20 protein-coding genes and 2 pseudogenes are annotated in these 21782 nt (G+C 71.3%); 10 read left to right on the top strand and 12 right to left on the bottom strand.

What is annotated here, in order from left to right; all coding sequences use genetic code 11:
- Nucleotides 1–191: 191 nt before the first annotated feature.
- Nucleotides 192–1400 (bottom strand): ROK family protein, encoded by a 1209-nt coding sequence (locus I2W78_RS27085; protein WP_196462858.1) that lies wholly within the window; start codon nt 1398–1400, stop codon nt 192–194.
- Between the two features lie 120 nt (nt 1401–1520).
- Here I2W78_RS27085 and I2W78_RS41205 point away from each other — a divergent pair, with 120 nt between their 5' ends.
- The 3 genes from I2W78_RS41205 (at nt 1521) to I2W78_RS27065 (ending at nt 6919) form a co-directional block, all read left to right on the top strand.
- On the top strand, nt 1521–3131 hold the full coding sequence (locus I2W78_RS41205; RefSeq protein WP_307783804.1) for an MGH1-like glycoside hydrolase domain-containing protein: 1611 nt from the start codon (nt 1521–1523) through the stop codon (nt 3129–3131).
- Nucleotides 3128–5065 (top strand): amylo-alpha-1,6-glucosidase, encoded by a 1938-nt coding sequence (locus I2W78_RS27070; protein ID WP_196462857.1) that lies wholly within the window; start codon nt 3128–3130, stop codon nt 5063–5065. The genes I2W78_RS41205 and I2W78_RS27070 overlap by 4 nt, the downstream gene beginning before the upstream one ends.
- A gap of 114 nt (nt 5066–5179) precedes the next feature.
- Nucleotides 5180–6919 (top strand): CDP-alcohol phosphatidyltransferase, encoded by a 1740-nt coding sequence (locus tag I2W78_RS27065; RefSeq protein WP_196462856.1) that lies wholly within the window; start codon nt 5180–5182, stop codon nt 6917–6919.
- Here the strand turns inward: I2W78_RS27065 and dusB are convergent, their stop codons facing one another.
- Nucleotides 6920–8053, bottom strand: coding sequence for a tRNA dihydrouridine synthase DusB (gene dusB, locus I2W78_RS27060; protein ID WP_196462855.1), 1134 nt, complete (start codon nt 8051–8053; stop codon nt 6920–6922).
- Between the two features lie 84 nt (nt 8054–8137).
- Here dusB and I2W78_RS27055 point away from each other — a divergent pair.
- Both I2W78_RS27055 and I2W78_RS27050 read left to right on the top strand, forming a co-directional pair.
- Nucleotides 8138–9623 (top strand): annotated as a pseudogene (locus tag I2W78_RS27055) (MFS transporter).
- Between the two features lie 174 nt (nt 9624–9797).
- Nucleotides 9798–10004, top strand: a complete 207-nt coding sequence (locus I2W78_RS27050) for a hypothetical protein (RefSeq protein ID WP_196462854.1) — start codon at nt 9798–9800, stop codon at nt 10002–10004.
- A 346-nt stretch (nt 10005–10350) separates the two neighbouring features.
- On the opposite strand, the gene I2W78_RS27045 is transcribed toward I2W78_RS27050, so the two are convergent.
- Together I2W78_RS27045 and I2W78_RS27040 are read right to left on the bottom strand one after the other, a co-directional pair.
- A complete protein-coding gene (locus tag I2W78_RS27045) occupies nt 10351–10938 on the bottom strand; it encodes a TetR/AcrR family transcriptional regulator (protein ID WP_196462853.1) in 588 nt (195 codons plus the stop codon).
- 25 nt (nt 10939–10963) lie between these two features.
- Nucleotides 10964–11974: an aldo/keto reductase gene (locus tag I2W78_RS27040; RefSeq protein WP_196462852.1), complete on the bottom strand. Its 1011-nt coding sequence runs from the start codon at nt 11972–11974 to the stop codon at nt 10964–10966.
- 164 nt (nt 11975–12138) lie between these two features.
- Between I2W78_RS27040 and I2W78_RS27035 the strand changes: the two genes are divergently transcribed.
- Nucleotides 12139–13188, top strand: coding sequence for a chitinase (locus I2W78_RS27035; protein WP_196462851.1), 1050 nt, complete (start codon nt 12139–12141; stop codon nt 13186–13188).
- Here I2W78_RS27035 and I2W78_RS27030 read toward each other — a convergent pair.
- Entirely contained in the window at nt 13185–13802 is a 618-nt protein-coding gene (locus tag I2W78_RS27030) for a LysE family translocator (protein ID WP_196462850.1), read from the bottom strand. The genes I2W78_RS27035 and I2W78_RS27030 overlap by 4 nt on opposite strands.
- Nucleotides 13803–13985: 183 nt before the next feature.
- The gene (locus tag I2W78_RS27025) at nt 13986–15368 is read right to left on the bottom strand and encodes a glycine--tRNA ligase (protein WP_196462849.1); all 1383 of its coding nucleotides are present in this window, start codon (nt 15366–15368) and stop codon (nt 13986–13988) included.
- A gap of 160 nt (nt 15369–15528) precedes the next feature.
- Between I2W78_RS27025 and I2W78_RS27020 the strand changes: the two genes are divergently transcribed.
- From I2W78_RS27020 to I2W78_RS27005, 4 genes are read left to right on the top strand one after another with little or no spacing between them, the layout of a single operon-like run.
- Nucleotides 15529–16497, top strand: coding sequence for a zinc ABC transporter substrate-binding protein (locus I2W78_RS27020; protein ID WP_196462848.1), 969 nt, complete (start codon nt 15529–15531; stop codon nt 16495–16497).
- Nucleotides 16498–16514: 17 nt separating this feature from the next.
- Entirely contained in the window at nt 16515–17291 is a 777-nt protein-coding gene (locus I2W78_RS27015; protein ID WP_196462847.1) for a metal ABC transporter ATP-binding protein, read from the top strand.
- The gene (locus I2W78_RS27010) at nt 17291–18193 is read left to right on the top strand and encodes a metal ABC transporter permease (RefSeq protein ID WP_196462846.1); all 903 of its coding nucleotides are present in this window, start codon (nt 17291–17293) and stop codon (nt 18191–18193) included. Before I2W78_RS27015 ends, I2W78_RS27010 begins: the two co-directional genes overlap by 1 nt.
- A 60-nt stretch (nt 18194–18253) precedes the next feature.
- Nucleotides 18254–18676, top strand: a complete 423-nt coding sequence (locus tag I2W78_RS27005) for a Fur family transcriptional regulator (RefSeq protein WP_196462845.1) — start codon at nt 18254–18256, stop codon at nt 18674–18676.
- A 98-nt stretch (nt 18677–18774) separates the two neighbouring features.
- Here the strand turns inward: I2W78_RS27005 and I2W78_RS27000 are convergent, their stop codons facing one another.
- The 6 genes and pseudogenes from I2W78_RS27000 to I2W78_RS26975 all read right to left on the bottom strand — a co-directional run.
- Nucleotides 18775–19611, bottom strand: a complete 837-nt coding sequence (locus tag I2W78_RS27000; RefSeq protein WP_196462844.1) for an isoprenyl transferase — start codon at nt 19609–19611, stop codon at nt 18775–18777.
- Nucleotides 19612–19633: 22 nt separating this feature from the next.
- Nucleotides 19634–20380, bottom strand: a complete 747-nt coding sequence (gene recO / locus I2W78_RS26995) for a DNA repair protein RecO (RefSeq protein WP_196462843.1) — start codon at nt 20378–20380, stop codon at nt 19634–19636.
- Entirely contained in the window at nt 20377–20505 is a 129-nt protein-coding gene (locus I2W78_RS40750; RefSeq protein ID WP_230885604.1) for a recombination protein O N-terminal domain-containing protein, read from the bottom strand. Before I2W78_RS40750 ends, recO begins: the two co-directional genes overlap by 4 nt.
- Before the next feature lie 34 nt (nt 20506–20539).
- On the bottom strand, nt 20540–20773 hold the full coding sequence (locus tag I2W78_RS26985; RefSeq protein ID WP_141310573.1) for a hypothetical protein: 234 nt from the start codon (nt 20771–20773) through the stop codon (nt 20540–20542).
- A 173-nt stretch (nt 20774–20946) separates the two neighbouring features.
- The gene (locus tag I2W78_RS26980) at nt 20947–21384 is read right to left on the bottom strand and encodes a VOC family protein (protein WP_196462842.1); all 438 of its coding nucleotides are present in this window, start codon (nt 21382–21384) and stop codon (nt 20947–20949) included.
- A gap of 12 nt (nt 21385–21396) precedes the next feature.
- Nucleotides 21397–21782, bottom strand: a pseudogene (locus I2W78_RS26975) (abortive phage infection protein); the annotation flags it as partial.

The raw sequence follows: 21782 nt of genomic DNA, 5'->3' as shown, positions 1-21782 counted from the left end.
TCGATCGATGAACGATCAAGGGGTGGCACTGAGTGCCACCCCTTGGAGAAGTGCAGTCGCCCAAGATCCGCTCATCTGAGCGCAACCCTTATCAAGGGTGGCGAGAATCACGCTGCCACAGGCGACGGGATTTCACCATGCGGACGTCGTCGAGAGACGGAAACGCGCCTGTCACACGCCCCGGCCACGCCTCACACCCCCAGCGCCCGCAGCCGCTCCTCCACCCGCTCCGGCGCGTACAGGTGCTCCACCACCAGCGCACCCGCCCCCACCAGCCCCGCCCGCTCCCCCAACCGCGAGGTCACGACGTCCAGCCGGGCCGTGGAGCGCGGCAGCGCCCGCTGGTACAGCAGTTCCCGTACGCCGGTCAGGAAGGGCGTTCCGGCCAAATCCCCCGCGATCATCAGCACGCCGGGGTTCAGCAGCGTCACGACCGTCGCGAGGACGTCCCCGACCCGGCGCCCGGCCTCCCGTGCCAGGCCCACCGCCCCCGGATGCCCGGCCGCCAGCAACTCCCGGACGTCCGAACCGGACGCCGCCGCCACCCCGGCCTCGGCCAGCCGCCGGGCCACGGCGCCCCCGCTGGCGACGGCGGCCAGACAGCCGTAGGAACCGCACCGGCACAGCACGTCGGCGCCCTCCGGCACCCGGATGTGGCCGATGTCCCCGGCGCCGCCGTCGATGCCCCGGTAGACCGAGCCGTCCACGACGACGCCCGCGCCGATGCCGGTGGAGACCTTGACGAGGACGAACGCCGAGCAGTCCGGGTGGCCGGTGCGCTGCTCGCCGTACGCCATCAGGTTCGCGTCGTTGTCGACGAGGACGGGGACGGGCGCGGCGCCCGTGTGGTCGGTGAACGACCTGGCCAGGCGGCCGCGTATGTCGTAGCCGTCCCAGCCCGGCATGATCGGGGGCTGGACGACCCGGCCGGTGTCGGTGTCGACCGGGCCGGGGACGGCGAGGCCTATGCCGCAGACCTCGTCGGCGCCGTGACCGGACTTCTGCAGCAAGTCCGCGAACCAACGCCCGAGTTCGCCGAGGACCGGCTCCGGGCCGTCCTCGACGACCAGGGTGCCGCCGTGTTCGGCGAGTATCTCGCCGGTCAGGGAGAGGACGGCCGCGCGGGCGTGGCGGGTGTCGAGGTCGGCGGCGAGGACGACCGCGTGTGCGTCGTCGAACTCCAGGGTGATGGCGGGGCGGCCGCCGAGCGGGGAGTCCACCGGGCCGCCGGCGCCCTCGCGCAGCCAGCCCGCGCGGAACAGGCGGTCGAGGCGCTGGCCGACGGTGGCCCGGGACAGGCCGGTGACCTGCTGGAGTGCGCCCCGGGTGGTGGCGCGGCCACTGCGCACGAGTTCGAGCAGCTCGCCAGCGCTGGTCTGGGTCACATTGCGTCCGGACATGCGCACCCCCTTGTGTTTCCCAACCCTGCATTACATAGTGAGTTTTGCGTGTTAAATAGACGTAACTCTACGGTAGCCGAGGCCGAACCGGCCGACCGGACGTCTTTCGGGGAGCCCCGAGTGGATCGCATCGCCCAAGTCACCGACCGGCCGACCCAGCGCGCGATCGCATACGATCCCGGCGCGGAGCCCCAGTCACCGCACCTCAGGGCCGAGCGCGTACTGGCGGGCAACTGGACCGGAACGTCGACCGTGCCCTCGCGCGGGCTGTATCCGCACCAGTGGTCCTGGGACTCGGGGTTCATCGCGATCGGGCTGCGGCACGTGTCGCCGTTACGGGCACAGACGGAGCTGGAGACGCTGCTGGCCGCGCAGTGGGGCGACGGGCGGATCCCGCACATCGTCTTCAACCCCTCCGTGCCCCTGGACGCGTACTTCCCGAGCCCCGACTTCTGGCGCTCCTCGACCGCGGGGCGCGCTGCGGGCGCCCCGCGCACCGTACAGACCTCCGGCATCGTGCAGCCACCGGTGCACGCGCTGGCGGCATGGCTGGTGCACTGCGCCGACCCGGGGCTGTCGCGGGCGCGCGGCTTTCTCGCCGGGGTGTATCCGCGGCTGGCGGCCTGGCACCGCTATCTGCTGCACCGGCGTGACCTGGGCGGCGCCGGGCTCGCGTCGGTGGTGCACCCCTGGGAGCAGGGCATGGACAACAGCCCCTGCTGGGACGCCCCGCTCGCCCGCGTCACCCCGGCCCCGGCCCGCTCCTTCCGCCGCGCCGACCTCGACCACGGCGCACCCGAGGACCGGCCGACGGATCTGGACTACGGGCGGTATGTGCGGCTGGCGACGGACTACCGGGAGCGGGGATACGCCGACGGGCCGGGCGACTTCGCGGTGGAGGACCCGGCGTTCAACGCCCTGCTGATCGCCTCGGAGCACGCGCTGGCGCGGATCGCACGGGAGCTCGGCGCGACGGGCACGGCCCGGCACGCACGCGCGGAGCGGCTGACCGGGGTGCTGATCGAACGGCTGTGGGATCCGGAAGCGGGGATGTTCCTCTGCCGGGACTTGCGGGGCGGCGAGTGCCGGGGCCTGCGCGGCAAGTACCAGGACCGGCGCGGCGAATGCCGGGACCTGCGCGGCGGCGAACGCCGAGACCCGCACAGCCACGAGTGCCAGCACCCGCGCGGCGAATGCCGAGACCCGCGCGGCGGCGAACGCCGAGACCCGCACAGCCACGAGTGCCAGCACCCGCGCGGCGAATGCCGAGACCCGCACGGCAGCGAATGCCGGGACCTGCGCGGCGGCGAAGTGATCCCCGAGCGCAGTGTCTCCGGTCTCATCCCCCTGCTCCTGCCCGCCCTCCCCCGCGGCATCGCCGCCGCACTCGTGCGCACGCTCGACGGGCCGCACTTCGGGGCCCGCCTCGTGCCCAGTTACGACCTGCTCGGTGAGGCCTTCGACCCGCACCGGTACTGGCGTGGGCCCGCGTGGTTCAACACGGGCTGGCTGGTGGAGCGCGGGCTCAGGGTGCACGGCGCGACCGAGCGGGCCGACGCCCTGCGCGACGCGATGATCGACACCGCCGACGCCTCCGGGTTCGCGGAGTACGTGGACCCGCACACCGGCGAGGCCTGCGGGGCGACCGGCTTCAGCTGGACCGCCGCGCTCACGCTCGACCTACTTCAAGCCAAGGGTGCCAACGGAGCCAAGGGAGGGGACCGGGGATGACGGACCGGCATCATCTGCTCGTGCACGGCGGGACGTTCGCCGCCGTCGGCGACGGCGGGGACATCAGCGGCGTGCGGGGCGGCAGCTCACCGGACGGCCTGTTCGTACGCGACGCCCGGCATCTGAGCCGCTGGCAGCTCACCGTCGACGGGGCCGTGCCCGAGGCCTTGAGCCCCGTCGCCGACGGCGACACCGCCCGCTGTGTTCTCGTCCCGCGCGGCGGCCGGCAGGAGCCCTCGGCGTACGCGATCTTCCGCGAACAGGCCGTCGGGGACAGCTCGTTCGTTGAGCTGCTGCGCGTCACCAGCAACCGCCCGGTGCCGGTCACGGTCCGCCTCGCGCTCACCGTCGACGCCGACTTCACCGACCAGTTCGAGCTGCGCTCCGACCACCGCACGTACGCCAAGACCGGCGCGGTCCGCTCCCGCCAGGTCGTCGAGGACGGTGTGGAGTTCACCTACCAGCGGGGGGAGTGGCGGTCCCGGACGACGGTGACCGCCGACCCCGCCCCGGACGCCGTGGAGGAGACCGGCACCGGCGCCCGCCGCCTCGTATGGGCCCTCGATCTGGAACCGCACGACACGGCCGAACTGACCCTCCGTGTCATCGCCCGCCCGCACGGCGAGCGGCGCGCGCTGCGCGTGCCCCGCTCCCCCGACGCCGTCAACGAGCAACTCCTCTCCATGGAGGGCAGGTTCGTGGAGGGCGTCGCCTTCCCGACCGGCTGGCCGGAGCTGGCGGCGGCCTGCGCGCGGGGCCTCGCCGACCTCGCCGCGCTCCAGGTGCCGGCCACCGGCCCGGACGGCGAGGAGCTGCGCGTCCCGGCCGCCGGAGCGCCCTGGTTCCTGACCCTGCTGGGCCGCGACGCCCTCCTGACCTCCCTCTTCGCCCTCCCTTATCACCCGCAGCTCGCCGCCGCCACCCTCCCCGCCCTCGCCGCCACCCAGGCGACCGGCACGAAAACCGGCTCGGTCGCGCAGCCCGGCAAGATCGTGCACGAGGTGCGGCACGGCGAGCTGGCCCACTTCGGGCAGGTGCCGTACGGGCGTTACTACGGCTCGGTCGACGCCACCCCGCTGTTCCTGGTCCTCCTGGGGGCGTACGTCGAACAGACCGGGGACACCGGCCTCGCCCGCCGCCTGGAGCCGCACGCCCGCGCGGCGGTCGGCTGGATGCTGGACCACGGCGGGCTGACCTCGCGCGGCTACCTGGTCTACCGCGCCGACCAGGGCGGCCTCGCCAACCAGAACTGGAAGGACTCCCCCGGCGCCATCTGCTCCGCCGACGGCACCCGCCCGACCGGCCCGGTGATGGCCGCGGGCGCCCAGGGCTACGCGTACGACGCGCTGCGCCGCACGGCATGGCTGGCCCGCACGGTGTGGGACGACAAGACGTACGCGGCGCTGCTGGAGCAGGCGGCCGGTGATCTGCGCGACCGTTTCCAGCGGGACTTCTGGATGCCGGACCGGTCCTTCCCCGCCCTCGCGCTGGACGGCGACGGCCGCCCGCTGGACGCGCTGGCCTCGGACGCCGGGCATCTGCTGTGGTCCGGGCTGCTCGACAAGGAGTACGGCGAGGTCGTCGGCCGGCGGCTCCTGGAACCCGACTTCTTCTCCGGCTGGGGCGTGCGCACACTGGCGGCCGGGCAGCCGGCGTACCACCCGCTGTCGTACCACCGCGGCTCGGTCTGGCCGCACGACAACGCGCTGATCACCCTCGGCCTGGCCCGCTACGGTCTGCACGACGAGGCCCGTACGGTCGCCCACGCGCTGGTCGACGCGGCGACCGCGACCGGGCACCGGCTGCCGGAGGTGCTCGCCGGGTACGGCCGGGACACGCACGCCGAGCCGGTGCCGTATCCGCACGCGTGTGTACGGGAGTCACGGTCGGCGGCGGCACCGCTGGCGCTGCTGACGGCGGTCGGCGGCGCGTGAGTTTCCCTTGGTGGTGAACGGAGTGGGGCGGCGGGCCGTACGAGAGGACGGCGGACCCGTTCCCCCACGCCGGGTCCGCCGCCGCACCGCGCTTTCGTACGGAGGGACCTTCGGGTGGCTGTCTTCACGCGTCAACCACGGCACACGACCGATGACGCACCGGACGACACCGAGCCCCCGGCCCCCGCAGGCCGCCTCACCCGCTGGCGCGCCGCCCACCCCACCGCCACCCGCGTCCTGGGCCGCACCGCCACCGGCCTGTCCGCGGCCCTGGTCCTGATCGCGCTGCTGATGCCCAACACCCTGGAGACCCTCGGCCCGGGCACGTTCCTCCGCATCCCGGTGGAGGCGATCATCAGCGCCGCCCTGCTGCTGGTGCTGCCGCGCCGCCCCCGGCTGGTGGCGGCCGTCGTCGCCGGACTCGGGCTCGCCGTGCTGACCGCGCTGAACCTGCTCGACATCGGCTTCAACGAATACCTCGGCCGGGGCTTCAACCTCATCCTCGACTGGGGCCTGCTCGACGACGCCCAGTCGTACATGGAGGACGCGATGGGCAGGGCCGGGGCCGTCGCGCTCGCGATCGGCGCCGTCGCCCTCGTCGTCCTCGTGTGCGCGCTGATGACGCTGGCGACGGTCCGGCTGAGCAACGTACTCGTCCGGCATCGCACGGTCGCCGTCCGGTCGACGCTCGCCGCCGGCGTCGTATGGACGCTGACGTACGCGCTGGGCCTGCAGTTCGCCGGTCTGCCGATCGCGGCCGACAACGCGGCGGCGCTGACGGAGGGCCGGGCGGAGCGGGTGCAGGCGACGCTGCGGGACGAGGCGGCGTTCGCCCGGGAGGCGCGGACGGACGCGTTCGCCGCCACCCCCGGCGAGCAGCTCGTACCGGATCTGCGCGGCAAGGACGTCATCTTCACCTTCATCGAGTCCTACGGCCGCAAGGCCATCGAGGATCCGCTGATCTCACCCGGCGTCCGCCGGACCCTCGACACCAGCACCGATGCGCTGACCAAGGCGGGTTTCGCCGCGAAGAGCGGCTGGCTGACCTCCGCGACCTTCGGGGGCAGCAGCTGGCTCGGGCACTCCACGTTCCTGTCCGGACTGTGGATCGACAGCCAGCAGCGCTACGCGACCGTCACCTCCGGGGACCACCTCACCCTCACCAAGGCGTTCCAGAAGACCGGTGCCTGGCAGACCGTCGGGATCATGCCGGGGGTGCAGAAGGGCTGGCCGGAGGCGGAGTTCTACGGGTTGGACGATGTGTACGACGCCTTCGAACTCGGCTACAAGGGCCCGAAGTTCAGCTGGTCGACGATGCCGGACCAGTACACGCTGGAGGCGTTCCAGCGGCTGGTGCACGGCAAGAAGCGCGACAAGCCGCTGATGGCGGAGGTCATCCTGACGTCCAGTCACCAGCCGTGGTCGCCGCTGCCGAAAATGGTCGACTGGGAGGACCTCGGCGACGGCTCGCTCTTCGGCCCCATCCAGAAGGCGGGCACGAATCCGGCGGACATCATCGCCGACAGCACCCGCTCGAAGCAGGAGTACGGCAAGTCCGTCGAGTACTCCGTGACCAGCCTCACCCAGTGGCTTCAGCGCTACGGCACCGAGGACACCGTCCTCGTCTTCCTCGGCGACCACCAGCCCATCGTCCGGGTCAGCGGCTACGACGCCGGCCGGGACGTGCCGGTGTCGATCGTCGCCAAGGACCCGAAGGTGCTGGACAGGATCGCCGGCTGGGGCTGGTCGGACGGGCTGCGGCCGGCGCAGGACGCGCCGGTGTGGAAGATGAGCGACTTCCGGGACCGCTTCCTGACGGCATATGGCTCGACGCCGTCGGGAAAGACCGGCTGATCAGCCGCCGGAGGTGTCCAGCTCGGCGTCCTCGCTGATGCCCGCGCAGTCGTAGGGGTCCTTCAGCCAGCCGTCCGGCAGGACGACCCGGTTGTTGCCGGACGTCCGGCCGCGGGGCCCGTCGGCGCCGGCCGGCCAGGGCTGGTCGAGGTCCAGCTCGTCCAGTCCGGCGCGGAGTTCTTCGAGCGAGGACGTGATAGCGAGCCGCTTGCGCATCTCGGAGCCGACGGCGAAGCCCTTCAGATACCAGGCGACGTGCTTGCGGAAGTCGATGACACCGCGCGACTCGTCGCCGATCCACTCACCGAGCAGGGTGGCGTGCCGGACCATGACGTCGGCGACCTCGCGGAGGGTGGGCCGTGCGATGTCCTGGTCACGCCCCTCGAAGGCGGCCACCAGATCGGCGAACAGCCACGGCCGCCCCAGGCAGCCGCGCCCGACCACGACCCCGTCGCAGCCGGTCTCCTTCACCATCCGCACCGCGTCCTCGGCCGACCAGATGTCGCCGTTGCCGAGCACGGGGATCTCCGGCACATGCTCCTTCAGCCGGGCGATGGCGTCCCAGTCGGCGGTGCCGCCGTAGTGCTGGGCGGCGGTACGGCCGTGCAGGGCGATGGCGGTGACGCCCTCCTCGACGGCGATCCGGCCGGCGTCGAGGTAGGTGATGTGGTCGTCGTCGATGCCCTTGCGCATCTTCATGGTGACGGGCAGGTCCCCGGCCCCGGTGACCGCTTCCCGGAGGATCGCGCGCAGCAGGTGCCGCTTGTACGGCAGCGCGGAGCCGCCGCCCTTGCGGGTCACCTTGGGCACCGGGCAGCCGAAGTTCAGGTCGATGTGGTCGGCCAGGTCCTCCTCCGCGATCATGCGGACGGCCTTGCCGACGGTCGCCGGGTCCACGCCGTACAGCTGGATCGAACGCGGCTTCTCGGTCGCGTCGAAGTGGACCAGCTGCATCGTCTTCTCGTTGCGCTCGACCAGCGCCCGGGTCGTGATCATCTCGCTCACGAACAGGCCCTTGCCACCGCTGAACTCCCGGCACAGGGTGCGGAAGGGCGCGTTGGTGATCCCGGCCATGGGGGCCAGGACGACGGGCGGCTGGACGGTGTGCGGACCGATCTGCAGGGGCGTGGGCATTCCCCCATTGTGCCGTGCGAAGGCAATGGGACGGTAAAGTTAGTTAGTTAGCCACACTATTGAAATCGGCGTGCGAGGGACGTCATGCCCGAGCTCAGCCCTCGCCGACGCCTGCTCGTACTCGCGATCTGCTGTATGAGCCTGCTGATCGTGAGCCTCGACAACACCGTCCTGAACGTGGCCCTGCCCTCGATGCAGGACGACCTGCGGGCCAGTACGTCCGGCCTCCAGTGGACGATCGACGCCTACACCCTCGTCCTGGCGTCCCTGCTGATGCTCGCGGGCTCCACGGCCGACCGGATCGGCCGCAAGCGGGTCTTCATGGCGGGCCTGATCGTCTTCACCGTCGGCTCGGCGCTCTGCTCGGTGGCACCCGACCTGAACACCCTGGTGATCTTCCGCATGGTGCAGGCGGTGGGTGGCGAATGGGGGTACCTCCCAGGCCCTTAAGGCACTGGGGGAGCTCAACCCGGTCGCCATGTCGATCATCACGAACACCTTCACGGACCCCCGCGAGCGTGCCCGTGCGGTCGGGGTGTGGGGTGCGGTCGTCGGCATCTCGATGGCCGCGGGCCCGCTGGTGGGCGGCCTGCTGGTGGAGGCGGTGAACTGGCGGGCGATCTTCTGGGTCAACCTTCCGGTGGGCGCCGCCGCGCTGCTGCTGACGCTGCGCTACGTCCCCGAGTCCCGCGCCCCGAAGGCCCGGCGGGCCGATCCGGTGGGACAGCTGCTGGTGATCGCGCTGTTCGGGGCGCTGACGTACGCGATCATCGAGGCGCCGAACGCCGGGTTCGCGACGGTGCTGCCGTTCGCGGTGGTGGCGGTGGCCGCGCTGCTGGGGCTGCTCGCGTACGAGCCGCGTCGCGCCGAGCCGTTGATCGATCTGCGGTTCTTCCGGTCGGCGCCGTTCAGTGGGGCGACGGTGATCGCGATCAGCTCGTTCGCGGCGCTGGGCGGGTTCCTGTTCCTGTCGACGCTGTATCCGCAGAACGTGCGGGGGCTGGACGCGCTGCACGCCGGGCTGTGGATGCTGCCGATGGCGGTGCCGACGTTTCTGTGCGCGCCGCTGGCCGGGCGGCTGGTGGGGAGCCGGGGCCCGCGGGTGCCGTTGCTGATCGCCGGGGTGGCGACGACGACGAGCGCGGCGCTGTTCGCGGGGTTCGAGGCGGAGACGTCGGATGTCGGGTTGTTCGTCGGGTACGTGCTGTTCGGCGTGGGCTTCGGGTTCGTGAACGCGCCGATCACCAACACGGCGGTGTCGGGGATGCCGCGGGCGCAGGCGGGGGTGGCGGCCGCGGTCGCCTCGACCAGCCGCCAGCTCGGTCAGACCCTGGGGGTCGCTGTGGTGGGCGCTGTGCTGGCGTCGGGGATCGGGGCGTCTTCGTATCGGGAGGCGTTCGTGTCGGCTGCTCGGCCGGGGTGGTGGATCCTCGTGGTGTGCGGGGTGGCTGTGCTGGGGTTCGGGGTGCTGACCAGCGCGCGGTGGGCCCGGGGGACTGCGGAGCGGACGGCTGAGCGGTTGGAGGGGGATGGGGTGCGGGAGGTGGTGGGGGCTGTTGAACGCGCCTGACTGCGGGTCGTGGGTGGCTGGCCGCGCCCACGCGGCGGAGCCGCAGCTGGCGACGCGAGGGCACAGCTTGGCCAACTCGGTGTGAAGAGATCCCTGTTGATGTTGATCCTGCTGCACACTCCTTGCTGCGCGAAGAGACAGCCCGGTTGCGCGAGAACGGACGCTGGAGGCGTCATGCCGCAGATCGACACGAGCAAGGTCAGCCGGTGGGATCAGCACGGGCGCGAACACGTGGTCCGCGTCCAGCGCACCGGCGTGCAGCGCACGATCAGATGCGACACGTGCGGCTGGCGGCGGGGTGCGCAGTTCCTGCCGTGGCTGAAGGCGGAGGAGCACCTGGCGGAGGCGCACCAGGCGACGGTGGACCCGACGGGGGCCTGACCGGCCGCAGCGCGACTGGCCCGGCGGGCGCCTGACCCCGCCCCGGCGTGACCGGACCCGGCCTGACCTGGCGGGGCCTGACCCCGCCCCGGCGTGACTGGAGCCGGCGGGTCCCTACCCCGCCCCGGCCTGACCGGACCCGGCGGGCGCCTGACCCGCCCCGGCCTGACCGGACCCGGCCGGCGCCTGACCCGCCCCGGCCTGACCGGACCCGGCCGGCGCCTGACCCGCCCCGGCCTGACCGGACCCGGCCGGCGCCTGACCCGCCCCGGCCTGACCGGACCCAGCGGGCGCCTGACCCGCCCCGGCGTGACTGCCCCCGCAGGGGCCTGACCGGCCGCGAGCGTCAAGCCCTCAGCCCCCGTATCACCAAGTCCACCACCGCCGCGAAGTCCGCCTCCGCCTCCGGCCGCGCCCACTCCGGGGCGTAACAGGGGTCGTGGAAGCGGCCGGTGGCGTGGAACACCGCGCGGGCCGCGGCCGCCGGGTCGGCGGTCGTGAAGGTGCCCGCCGCCACCCCAGCCTCGACGATCCGGGTCAACTGGGCGGCGAGATCGGCGAGGTGCTCCGGGACCGCCTCACCGCTCTCGCCGGTGAGCACCATGTACGTCGCGAACAGCTCCGGATCGTCGCCCGCCTTGCGGCGCTTGGCGTCGAACAGCGCCCGCAGCCAGTCCCGCAGCCGCGCCTCGGGGTCGCGGTCCTCGGCGACGATCCCGGCCAGCGCCTCGGACGTACGGTCCAGCCACCGCTTCGTGACCGCCTCCCGCAGGGCCGCCTTGGTGCGGAAGTGCCGGTACACGCTGCCGTGGCTGACGCCGAGCGCGCGGGCCACGTCGACCACGGTGGCCTTGGCCGGGCCGTGGCGGCGCAGCACCTCCTCGGTCGTTTCGAGGATGCGCTCGGCGGTCAGGGTTTCGCTGGTCGGGGGCATGAGGTGACCGTACCTCGTGCCCGGATCAGCGTTCGCTGTCGAGGTGCGCCATCTGCTGGGTGGGGTAGCGGTCGCCCGCCGCCGCGTCCGCCGGGACGGCCTCCTCGATCGCCCGCAGGTCGGCCTCGTCCAGTACGACGTCCATCGCGCCAAGCGCCTCGGTCAGCCGGTCCCGGCTGCGGGCGCCGACCAGCGGCACGACGTCCTCGCCTCGCGAGAGGACCCAGGCAATGGCGATCTGCGCGACGCTCACGCCCTTCTGCTCGGCGATCTTCCGCAGCGCCTCCACCAGGTTCAGGTTGTGCTGGAGATTCTCGCCCTGGAAGCGGGGCGACAGCGCCCGGAAGTCGTTGGCGGCGAGCTGCCGGTCGGCGGTGAAGTGGCCGGAGATCAGCCCGCGCGAGAGCACGCCGTACGCCGTGACGGCGATGCCCAGTTCACGGACGGTGGGCAGGATCTCGGCCTCGATGCCGCGCGAGATCAGCGAGTACTCGATCTGCAGGTCCGAGATCGGGGCGGTGGCGGCGGCCCGTCGGATCGTCTCGGCGCCGACCTCACTGAGGCCGATGTGCCGGACGTACCCCTTCTCGACCAGTTCCGCGATCGCGCCGACCGTCTCCTCGATCGGCACGTCCGGGTCCAGGCGGGCGATCCGGTAGACGTCGATTTGGTCGACGCCGAGGCGCTGGAGCGAGTAGGCGGCGAAGTTCTTCACGGCGGCCGGGCGGCCGTCGTAGCCCGACCAGCCGCCGTCCGGGTCGCGCAGGGCGCCGAACTTCACGCTGAGCAGCGCCTGTTCCCGCCGGGCGGCGGGCGCGGCGCGCAGGGCCTCGCCGATCAGCAGCTCGTTGTGGCCCATGGCGTAGAAGTCGCCGGTGTCGAGCAGGGTGACGCCGGCCTCCAGGGCGGCGTGGATGGTGGCGATGGATTCGGCCCGGTCCGCCTCGCCGTACAGCGCGGACATGCCCATGCAGCCGAGGCCGAGGGCGGAGACCTGGGGGCCGGTGGTTCCGAGAGTGCGGGTCTGAATGGTCATGGGTCCACCATGGCATGACAGCTGACAGATTTCAATACCTGTCAGCTGTCATTTTCCACCGAGCGGCAGATGCGGGACTTGGTCCAGACCTCTTGACGAAAGGTCTGGACCGCTGGACTGTCATGCCTACGACACCTCACCGCACCCCCACCGGGAGGCCTCGCATGATCCGCCGCGCCCTGCGCCTGCTCGCCGCCGCACTGGCGACCGCCTGTCTCACCCAGCTCCCCGTCGCCGCCACCGCCTCCGCCGCCGCCGAGACCTGCGCCGTGAAGTCGAAGCCCGCCGGGAAGGTCCTCCAGGGCTACTGGGAGAACTGGGACGGCGCGGCCAACGGCGTCCACCCGCCCTTCGGCTGGACCCCGATCACCGACTCCCGCATCGGCGCGCACGGCTACAACGTGATCAACGCGGCGTTCCCGGTCATCCGCTCCGACGGCACCGCGCTGTGGGAGGACGGCATGGACACGGGCGTGAAGGTCGCGACGCCCGCGGAGATGTGCGCGGCGAAGGCGGCCGGCCGCACGATCCTGCTCTCGATCGGCGGCGCCACGGCCGGCATCGACCTCAGCTCGACCGCGGTCGCCGACCGGTTCGTCGCGACGATCGTGCCGATCCTGCAGAGGTACAACTTCGACGGCATCGACATCGACATCGAGACCGGCCTGGTCGGCAGCGGCAACATCAACCAGCTGTCCACGTCCCAGGCCAACCTGATCCGCATCATCGACGGCATCCTGGCCCGCATGCCGTCGAACTTCGGCCTCACCATGGCCCCGGAGACCGCCTACGTCACCGGCGGCAGCGTCGTCTACGGCTCGATCTGGGGCGCGTACCTCCCGATCATCAAGAAGTACGCCGACAACGGCCGCCTGTGGTGGCTCAACATGCAGTACTACAACGGCAGCATGTACGGCTGCTCCGGCGACTCCTACTCCGCCGGCACCGTCCAGGGCTTCGTCGCGCAGACCGACTGCCTCAACAAGGGGCTCGTCATCCAGGGAACGACCATCCGCGTGCCGTACGACAAGCAGGTGCCCGGCCTGCCCGCGCAGCCCGGCGCGGGCGGCGGCCACATGTCACCGAGCCTGGTCGCCCAGGCCTGGCGGCACTACAACGGCGCCCTCAAGGGGCTGATGACCTGGTCGATCAACTGGGACGGCTCGAAGAACTGGACGTTCGGCGACAACGTCAGGTCCCTGCAGGGCCGTTAGCGCGCGGTCAGGGCGAGCTTCGCCCCCAGCGCCAGGAACGATCCCGCGAAGGTCCGGCGCAGCCAGGTCATCACGCGCGGCCGGGACACGACATGGCTGCGCACGGACGCCGCGAGCAGACCGAAGGCGACGAACACGACGAAGGTCACCAGCATGAAGACGCCGCCCAGCGCCAGCATCCGCGGCACCGCGTGCGGCTCGGCGGGGCTGACGAACTGGGGCAGGAACGCCAGGAAGAAGATCGTCACCTTCGGGTTGAGCAGATTGATCAGCACGGCCCGCACGATCACCCGCCCCGAGGTGACCGGCGGGGCGTCCCCCTCCTGACCGACGTCGATCGTGCCCTTCTCCCGCACCGTCGCCCAGGCCATGTAGAGGAGGTAGGCGACACCGGCGTACTTGAGCACCTGGAAGGCGGTCGCGCTGGCGTGCAGCAGCGCGGCGACGCCGGTGACGGTGGCTAGCACATGCGGAACGATCGCGAGCGTGCACCCGAAGGCGGCCGCGACACTCGCCCGCCGCCCCCGGGAGAGCGCGGCGGCGAGGGTGTAGACGAGTCCGGTACCCGGGGTGACGACGACAACGAGGGTGGTCAGCAGGAAGGCGATACTCATGGGGGCCACCCTGCCGACGCCGTGGCCCCCGTTGCAGGGCCAATCCGACGGCTGTATCGGGGGCCAATGACGAACGCCGGACGGGCCGAGTGACTCAGCCCGTCCGGCGTTTGAGGACGAGGCCGTCCAGGCCGAAGCGGGGGTGCGGGGGCGGCAGCCCCCGCGACGGCGCCCGCAGCCGACCTAGCAGCCCATCAGGCGCGACGCCAGGTATCCCTCGATCTGGTCGAGAGACACACGCTCCTGCTTCATCGTGTCGCGCTCACGCACGGTCACCGCGTTGTCCTCAAGGGTGTCGAAGTCGACCGTCACGCAATACGGCGTGCCGATCTCGTCCTGGCGGCGGTAGCGGCGGCCGATGGCGCCCGCGTCGTCGAACTCGATGTTCCAGTTCTGGCGCAGCGTCTGGGCGAGGCCCTTGGCCTTCGGGGACAGCTCGGGGTTCCGCGACAGCGGCAGCACCGCGACCTTCACCGGCGCGATGCGGTGGTCGAGGCGCAGCACCGTCCGCTTCTCCATCTTGCCCTTGGCGTTCGGCGCCTCGTCCTCGACGTAGGCGTCGAGCAGGAACGCCAGCATCGCCCGGCCGACACCGGCCGCGGGCTCGATGACGTACGGCGTCCAGCGCTCGCCGGCCTCCTGGTCGAAGTAGGAGAGGTCCTGACCGGAGGCCTTGGAGTGCGAGGCGAGGTCGTAGTCGGTGCGGTTGGCGACACCCTCCAGCTCGCCCCACTCGCTGCCGCCGAACTGGAAGCGGTACTCGATGTCGGCGGTGCGCTTGGAGTAGTGGGAGAGCTTCTCCTTCGGGTGCTCGTACCAGCGCATGTTCTCCTCACGGAGACCCAGGCCGGTGTACCAGTTCCAGCGCTGCTCCATCCAGTACTCGTGCCACTTCTCGTCCTCGCCCGGCTTGACGAAGAACTCCATCTCCATCTGCTCGAACTCGCGGGTGCGGAAGATGAAGTTGCCCGGCGTGATCTCGTTGCGGAACGACTTGCCCATCTGGGCGATGCCGAACGGCGGCTTGCGGCGCGAGGTGGTCTGCACCTGGGCGAAATTGGTGAAGATGCCCTGCGCGGTCTCGGGCCGCAGGTAGGCGATGGAGCCGGAGTCCTGCGTCGGGCCGAGGTGCGTCGACAGCAGGCCGGAGAACTGCTTGGGCTCGGTGAACTGGCCCTTGGTGCCGCAGTTCGGGCAGTTGATGTCGGCGAGGCCGTTCTCGGGGACGCGGCCCTTCTTCTCCTCATACGCCTCCTCCAGGTGGTCCGCGCGGAACCGCTTGTGGCAGGAGGTGCACTCGGTCAGCGGGTCGGTGAAGGTGGCGACGTGACCGGAGGCGACCCAGACCTCGGGGGCCAGGATGACGGACGAGTCGATACCGACGACGTCCTCGCGCGACGTCACCATGTAGCGCCACCACTGGCGCTTGAGGTTCTCCTTGAGCTCGACACCCAGGGGCCCGTAGTCCCAGGCGGCACGCTGGCCGCCGTAGATCTCACTGCAGGGGAAAACGAAGCCACGGCGCTTGCTCAGGCTGACGATGGTGTCGATCTTGTCGGCGGCCACGGTGCTCTCTTCATTACGACGACGGGCGACGAAGCGAGATGCTTCCAGCGAATGCTTCAGGTTACCGGCGCGGACTCCCCCTGAACCAAATCGGGCTCCCCTCAGAACCGAATCGGACCTTTGTTGACAACGGTTTCCAGATTTGTTGAAAATGACTCTCATGAACATACGACGCCGCCTGATACCCGCGGCAGCACTGGCCACCCTCAGCCTCACCGCCCTCTCCGCCTGCTCCAGCGACAGCGGGACCGCGGGCAACGCGGGTAACACGGACAAGTTCGACGTCGTCGCCTCGTTCTACCCGATGCAGTTCCTCGCCGAGCAGATCGGCGGGGACCATGTGAACGTCACCACCCTGACCGAGCCCGGTCAGGAGCCGCACGACCTGGAGATCAGCGCCCAGCAGACCGCGCAGCTCCAGGAGGCGGACGCGATCCTCTTCCTCAAGACCCTCCAGCCCGCCGTCGACGAGGCGGTCGCCCAGACCGACGTCAAGACGAAGATCGACGCGGCCACGCTGACCAAGCTGGAGGACCACGGCGACGTCGAGCACGAGCACGCCGGCGAGGGCGAGGAGGCGCACGCGGAGTCCGAGGTGGAGGAGCACGCCCTCGACCCGCACGTCTGGCTGGACCCGGTGAAGTACGCCGAGGTCGCGAGCGGCGTCGGCGCGGCCTTCGAGAAGGCCGACCCGGACCACGCGGCCGACTACAAGCAGAACACCGAGGCCCTGGTCAAGAAGCTGGACGCGCTCAACACCGAGTACGCGGACGGCCTGAAGGACACCGAGTCCAAGGTCTTCTTCACCAACCACGCGGCCTTCGGCTACCTCGCCGAGCGCTACGGCCTGACCCAGGAGGCCATCTCCGGCCTCGACCCGGAGAGTGAGCCCAGCCCCGCCCGGATCAAGGAACTCCAGGACGAGGCCAAGGCCGACGGCGTGACCACCGTCTTCTACGAGACACTGGTGAGCGACAAGACCGCGAAGACCCTCGCCAAGGACGCGGGCCTGAAGACGGACGTCCTCGACCCGCTGGAAGGCATCACCGACAAGTCCAAGGGCGACGACTACTTCCAGGTCATGGAGTCCAACCTCAAGGCGCTGCGGACAGCCCTGGGAGCCAAGTGATCGTTACGGAGGACGCCATGGGCGCCACGGGAGAGCCCGTCATATCGATGCGCGACATCCGCGCCGAGTTGGGCTCGCGGCCCGTGCTGCGCGGCATCGACCTCACCGTGCGCCACGGTGAGGTCGTCGCGCTGCTCGGCGCGAACGGCTCGGGCAAGTCGACGGCGGTGCGCAGCGTCATCGGGCAGGTGCCGGTGAGCGCCGGGCAGATCGAGTTGTTCGGGACGCCGCGACACCGGTTCCGCGACTGGGCGCGCGTGGGGTACGTCCCGCAGCGCACGACGGCCGCGGGCGGGGTGCCCGCCACGGTGACGGAGGTCGTCTCCTCCGGCCGGCTGTCGCGGGCCCGCTTCGGCGTGCTGCGCAAGGCGGACCACGAGGCCGTACGCCGGGCCCTGGAGCTGGTCGGTATGACGGACAGGGCCAAGGACTCGGTCAACGCCCTCTCCGGGGGCCAGCATCAGCGGGTGCTGATCGCCCGCGCCCTCGCCTGCGAACCCGAGCTGCTGATCATGGACGAGCCGATGGCGGGCGTCGACCTGGCCAGCCAGGAGGTGCTCGCGCGGACCCTGCGGGAGCAGGTCGCCGCCGGCGCGACGGTCCTGCTCGTCCTGCACGAACTGGGCCCGCTGGAGCCGCTGATCGACCGCGCTGTGGTCCTCCGCGACGGCTGCGTGCTGCACGACGGCCCGCCCCCGAAGGCGGTCGGCCAGCACGCGCTGCCCGGCCACGACCACGTCCACCCGCACGCGGCGCCCGACGCCGAACCGATCCGCACGGGACTGCTCAGCTGATGGATTTCCTCGACTACGCCTTCATGCAGCGGGCCCTGCTCGCCGCGGTCCTGGTCGGCATCACGGCCCCGGCGATCGGCATCTACCTCGTGCAGCGCCGCCAGGCCCTGATGGGCGACGGCATCGGCCATGTCGCCATGACCGGCGTCGGCCTGGGCTTTCTGCTCTCCTGGTCGCCGGTGTGGATGGCGACGCTGGTCTCCGTACTCGGCGCGGTGCTCATGGAGCTGATCCGCTGGTTCGGCCGCACCCGCGGCGACATCGCCCTCGCCATGCTCTTCTACGGCGGTATGGCCGGCGGCGTGATGTTCATCAACCTCGCGCCGAAGGGCTCCAACGCGAACCTCACGTCGTACCTCTTCGGCTCGCTCTCCACGGTGAGCGAGTCGGACGTCACCGCGATCTGCCTGCTCGCGGCCTTCGTGGTGCTGGTCACCGTCGGGCTGCGCCGACAGCTGTTCGCGGTCAGCCAGGACGAGGAGTTCGCGCGGGTGACGGGGCTGCCGGTGCGGGCGCTGAACCTGCTGACGGCGATCACCGCGGCGGTGACGGTCACCGTGGCGATGCGAGTGGTCGGCCTGCTGCTGGTGTCGGCGCTGATGGTGGTCCCGGTGGCCGCCGCCCAGCAGCTCACCCGCAGCTTCGCGGCGACCTTCGCGATCGCCGTCGCGATCGGCGTGGCCGTCACTCTCGGCGGCACGGTCACCTCGTACTACCAGGACGTCCCGCCCGGCGCGACCATAGTGCTGCTGACCATCGGCGCGTTCGTCGTGCTGACCGCGCTGGCGGCGCCGCTGGCCCGGCGGCGCGCGCGGGCGCTGGCCGCGGCGCAGCCCTCCGGGGACCCGGCGGAGTGTGCGATTCCGGCCAGTCGGGGAGCCGCGGACGAGGTCGGCGTCTGACCGCGCGCAGTCCGGGCTGGCACAATGGCCCGGCAGACGCTTCAGGCAAGGAGGCAACCGGTGACCACCGCTGGACCGCCCGTGAAGGGCCGGGCCACTCGGCAACGTGCCGCTGTGGCGGCAGCCCTGGACGAGGTCGACGAGTTCCGCAGCGCGCAGGAACTGCACGACATGCTCAAACACAAGGGCGACGCCGTCGGGCTCACCACGGTCTACCGCACCCTGCAGTCCCTCGCCGACGCCGGCGAGGTCGACGTCCTGCGCACCGCCGACGGCGAGTCCGTGTACCGCCGCTGCTCCACCGGCGAGCATCACCATCACCTCGTCTGCCGGGGCTGCGGCAAGGCGGTCGAGGTCGAGGGGCCCGCGGTGGAGACGTGGGCGGAGGCCATCGCCTCCGAGCACGGGTTTGTCAATGTGGCGCACACGGTGGAGATTTTCGGCACCTGTTCGGACTGCGCCGCGGTTTCGACCGGTTCGTAAGCGCCGTCGTGGGGGCCGGTGGCCTCTTCGGGCTGTCCGGCCGTTGTGGCCGGTCGCGCAGTTCCCCGCGCCCCTGGGGGGAACTGCGGCGCCGTCGGCTATGAGGTGCTCTTGCCCTCCATGGCCAGGAGTTCCTCGTTCGGGATCGCGCCGCCGAAGCGGCGGTCGCGGGAGGCGTACTCCACGCAGGCCCGCCACAGGTCGCGGCGGTCGAAGTCCGGCCACAGCACGTCCTGGAAGACCATCTCGGCGTAGGCGCTCTGCCAGAGCAGGTAGTTGGAGGTGCGCTGCTCGCCGCTGGGGCGCAGGAAGAGGTCGACGTCCGGCATGTCCGGGTAGTAGAGGTACTTCGCGAAGGTCTTCTCCGTCACCTTGGACGGGTCCAGACGCCCGGCCCGCACGTCCTCCGCCAGTGCCTGTGCCGCGTCGGCGATCTCGGCCCGGCCGCCGTAGTTCATGCAGAAGTACAGGGTCAGCCGGTCGTTGTCCTTGGTCTGCTCCTGGGCGATCTGGAGCTCCTTGGCGACCGACTTCCACAGCTTGGGCATCCGGCCCACCCAGCGCACCCGGACGCCGAGTCCGTCGAGCTGGTCGCGGGTCTTGCGGATGAAGTCGCGGTTGAAATTCATCAGGAAGCGCACCTCGTCCGGCGACCGCTTCCAGTTCTCGGTGGAGAAGGCGTACAGCGAGATCGCGCCGACGCCCATCTCGATCGCGCCCTGGAGCACGTCCAGCACCCGCTCGGCGCCGACCTTGTGCCCCTCGGTGCGCGGCAGCCCGCGCTCCTTGGCCCAGCGTCCGTTGCCGTCCATGACGATCGCCACGTGACCGGGGACCAGCTCACCGGGCAGCTTCGGCGCGCGAGCGCCGGACGGGTGCGGCTCCGGCGTCTTGTACTCGCGCCGCTGGCGCCCCAGGAACCCGCGTACGGCCATGTGCTTCTCGTCTCCTCAGGTCTTACTTTTCCACGTACCGAAGTGAGCGCAGCCCGCGCTCCAGATGCCAGTGCAGATACGCGGACACCAGCCCGCTGCCCTCCCGCACATACCGCGGCTCGCACGCGTCCGCGGTCTCCCAGTCTCCCGTAAGCAGCGCCCCGAGGAGCTCCAGGGTCTGCGGTGAGGGTACGACGCTCCCGGGCACCCGGCAGTCGACGCAGACGGAGCCGCCGGACGCCACCGAGAAGAATCGGTTGGGTCCGGGCATTCCGCACTTCGCGCAGTCGCCGAAGCTGGGGGCGTAGCCGTTGACGGCGAGGGAGCGCAGCAGGAAGGCGTCGAGGACGAGGTGCGGGGCGTGCTCGCCGCGGGCGAGCGTGCGCAGGGCGCCGACCAGCAGCAGGTACTGCTGCACGGCCGGCTCGCCCTCGTGGTCGGTGAACCGCTCCGCCGTCTCCAGCATCGCCGTCCCGGCGGTGTACCGCGCGTAGTCGGTCACGATCCCGCCGCCGTACGGAGCGATGGTCTCGCTCTGGGTGCAGAGCGGCAGCCCGCGCCCGACCAGCTCACTGCCCCGCGCGAAGAACTGCACGTCGACATGCGAGAAGGGCTCCAGCCGGGCCCCGAACTTCGACTTCGTCCGCCGCACCCCCCGAGCCACGGCCCGCACCCGCCCGTGCCCCCGCGTGAGCAACGTGATGATCCGGTCGGCCTCACCGAGCTTCTGGGTGCGCAGCACGATGCCGTCGTCCCGGAACAGACTCATCGCACACCGCCTTCGGACTGCTGGGGGTGCGGGGGTCGCCCCCCGCAGTGTCGCAGCATGATCCGGTCGGCCTCACCCAGCTTCTGGGTGCGCAGCACGATGCCGTCGTCCCGGAACAGAGTCATGGGCCCATTCTCTCCTACGCGGGCGGCCCCTCCTTCAAGGAACCTCGCCCCGGCTGCGGGCGTTGGCGTACGCGGTCGCCGCGCTCAGTCTTTCCGCCGCCGTGGCGTTGCGCAGGGCCTCCGGGTCGCAGTCCCACTCCTTCCCGCCGCCGACGGCTCTCAGCTGCACGTACGGCCCCTCGTGCCCCATGACGATCCCCACCTTCCCGCTGCGGGTGTCCACGACGTACGAGCCGATCGGCGGCTTCGGCGGCTTCTTCGACTTCATCGGCTTCCGGCCTTTTCCAGTGCGCTTTCGCGATTGCTTCACGGGGTGGTTCCCCGCCCCTTTCGGGTTTCACTCTTTGCGACTCCCCGACCACGCACTGCCTCTACACTCACCAGAAGCCCACCGGGCCTTCCGTGGCGACCCCGTTGAGCGGCGTTACCGCCGCTGGATCATCAGCGTTCGGCGAGAGGTGTCGGGGCCTCCTGGATCGCCCAGCCGTTGCCGTCGGGGTCCTGGAAGAAGAGGAAGGAATTCCACCGCTCCTCGCCCCGGCCCTCCGCCCAGCCGGACGCGCCGACGTGCAGGACCGGCGTCACCTCGACGCCGCGTCCCACCAGTTCCGCCCTGGCCGCCTCGATGTCCGTGACACAGAGCTGGAGGCCCTGGAGGGCGCCGGGGGCCATCCGGGACTGGCCCGGCGAGTCCGGCAGGCCCGACTCCAGCACGATCGAGCAGCGCGAGCCGGGCGGGGTGAGCTGGACGAAACGGCCGACGCCCTCGTAGAACGCCGCGTCGATGTCGGCGCGGAAACCGCACTGGTCCTCGTAGAAGGCCTTGGCGCGGTCCAGGTCGGTGACCGGCACGGTGATCACCTCAAGCGTCCATTCCATACGCGCACCTCCTCAGCCATGGTCCCCCCGCGCCACGGGCCGCGCCCGTCGGCCGAACCGGCGGGCCGGCGCGAGCAAGGCCAGCTTCGGCTCCCAGTGCCAGTCGGAGCGGGGTCGTCGGGCCGGTCCTTGACGGCGGCTGTCGGGGCGGTGCGGGGCGTCCGGCGTGACGAACTCGAAGGCCATCGCCGCGTACAGCCCCATCGACTCGAACACGTCCACCAGGTCGACCAGATAGGCGGCCTGGGTGCGTTCGCTGCGCACCGGCTCGCCCTTGATCTCCGGCGGCTCCTTGCGTGGTCGACGACGTCCCAGCCCATGCCGCCCGCGCTCGGCGCCCCCTCGTACGCGCACGTGCCGAACTCGGTGATGGCGAGGGGCCTGCCCCAGCGCAGGTA

The organism is Streptomyces spinoverrucosus, from assembly GCF_015712165.1.
Lineage (GTDB): Bacteria > Actinomycetota > Actinomycetes > Streptomycetales > Streptomycetaceae > Streptomyces > Streptomyces spinoverrucosus_A.
Note: the sequence above shows the minus strand (reverse complement) of the source record. Positions and strands in the feature narration are given on the sequence as shown.

Bases quoted from the DNA above. Each gene is read 5' to 3' on its own strand.
- dusB (WP_196462855.1), bottom strand. From the start codon at position 8,053: ATGCCCACGCCCCTGCAGATCGGTCCGCACACCGTCCAGCCGCCCGTC.
- I2W78_RS27040 (WP_196462852.1), bottom strand. From the start codon at position 11,974: ATGACCATTCAGACCCGCACTCTCGGAACCACCGGCCCCCAGGTCTCC.
- I2W78_RS27015 (WP_196462847.1), top strand. From the start codon at position 16,515: ATGGGCGCCACGGGAGAGCCCGTCATATCGATGCGCGACATCCGCGCC.
- I2W78_RS40750 (WP_230885604.1), bottom strand. From the start codon at position 20,505: ATGACTCTGTTCCGGGACGACGGCATCGTGCTGCGCACCCAGAAGCTG.
- recO (WP_196462843.1), bottom strand. From the start codon at position 20,380: ATGAGTCTGTTCCGGGACGACGGCATCGTGCTGCGCACCCAGAAGCTC.
- I2W78_RS27035 (WP_196462851.1), top strand. From the start codon at position 12,139: ATGATCCGCCGCGCCCTGCGCCTGCTCGCCGCCGCACTGGCGACCGCC.
- I2W78_RS27085 (WP_196462858.1), bottom strand. From the start codon at position 1,400: ATGTCCGGACGCAATGTGACCCAGACCAGCGCTGGCGAGCTGCTCGAA.
- I2W78_RS27030 (WP_196462850.1), bottom strand. From the start codon at position 13,802: ATGAGTATCGCCTTCCTGCTGACCACCCTCGTTGTCGTCGTCACCCCG.
- I2W78_RS27050 (WP_196462854.1), top strand. From the start codon at position 9,798: ATGCCGCAGATCGACACGAGCAAGGTCAGCCGGTGGGATCAGCACGGG.
- I2W78_RS26985 (WP_141310573.1), bottom strand. From the start codon at position 20,773: ATGAAGTCGAAGAAGCCGCCGAAGCCGCCGATCGGCTCGTACGTCGTG.
- I2W78_RS27020 (WP_196462848.1), top strand. From the start codon at position 15,529: ATGAACATACGACGCCGCCTGATACCCGCGGCAGCACTGGCCACCCTC.
- I2W78_RS27010 (WP_196462846.1), top strand. From the start codon at position 17,291: ATGGATTTCCTCGACTACGCCTTCATGCAGCGGGCCCTGCTCGCCGCG.
- I2W78_RS27070 (WP_196462857.1), top strand. From the start codon at position 3,128: ATGACGGACCGGCATCATCTGCTCGTGCACGGCGGGACGTTCGCCGCC.
- I2W78_RS27000 (WP_196462844.1), bottom strand. From the start codon at position 19,611: ATGGCCGTACGCGGGTTCCTGGGGCGCCAGCGGCGCGAGTACAAGACG.
- I2W78_RS26980 (WP_196462842.1), bottom strand. From the start codon at position 21,384: ATGGAATGGACGCTTGAGGTGATCACCGTGCCGGTCACCGACCTGGAC.
- I2W78_RS27045 (WP_196462853.1), bottom strand. From the start codon at position 10,938: ATGCCCCCGACCAGCGAAACCCTGACCGCCGAGCGCATCCTCGAAACG.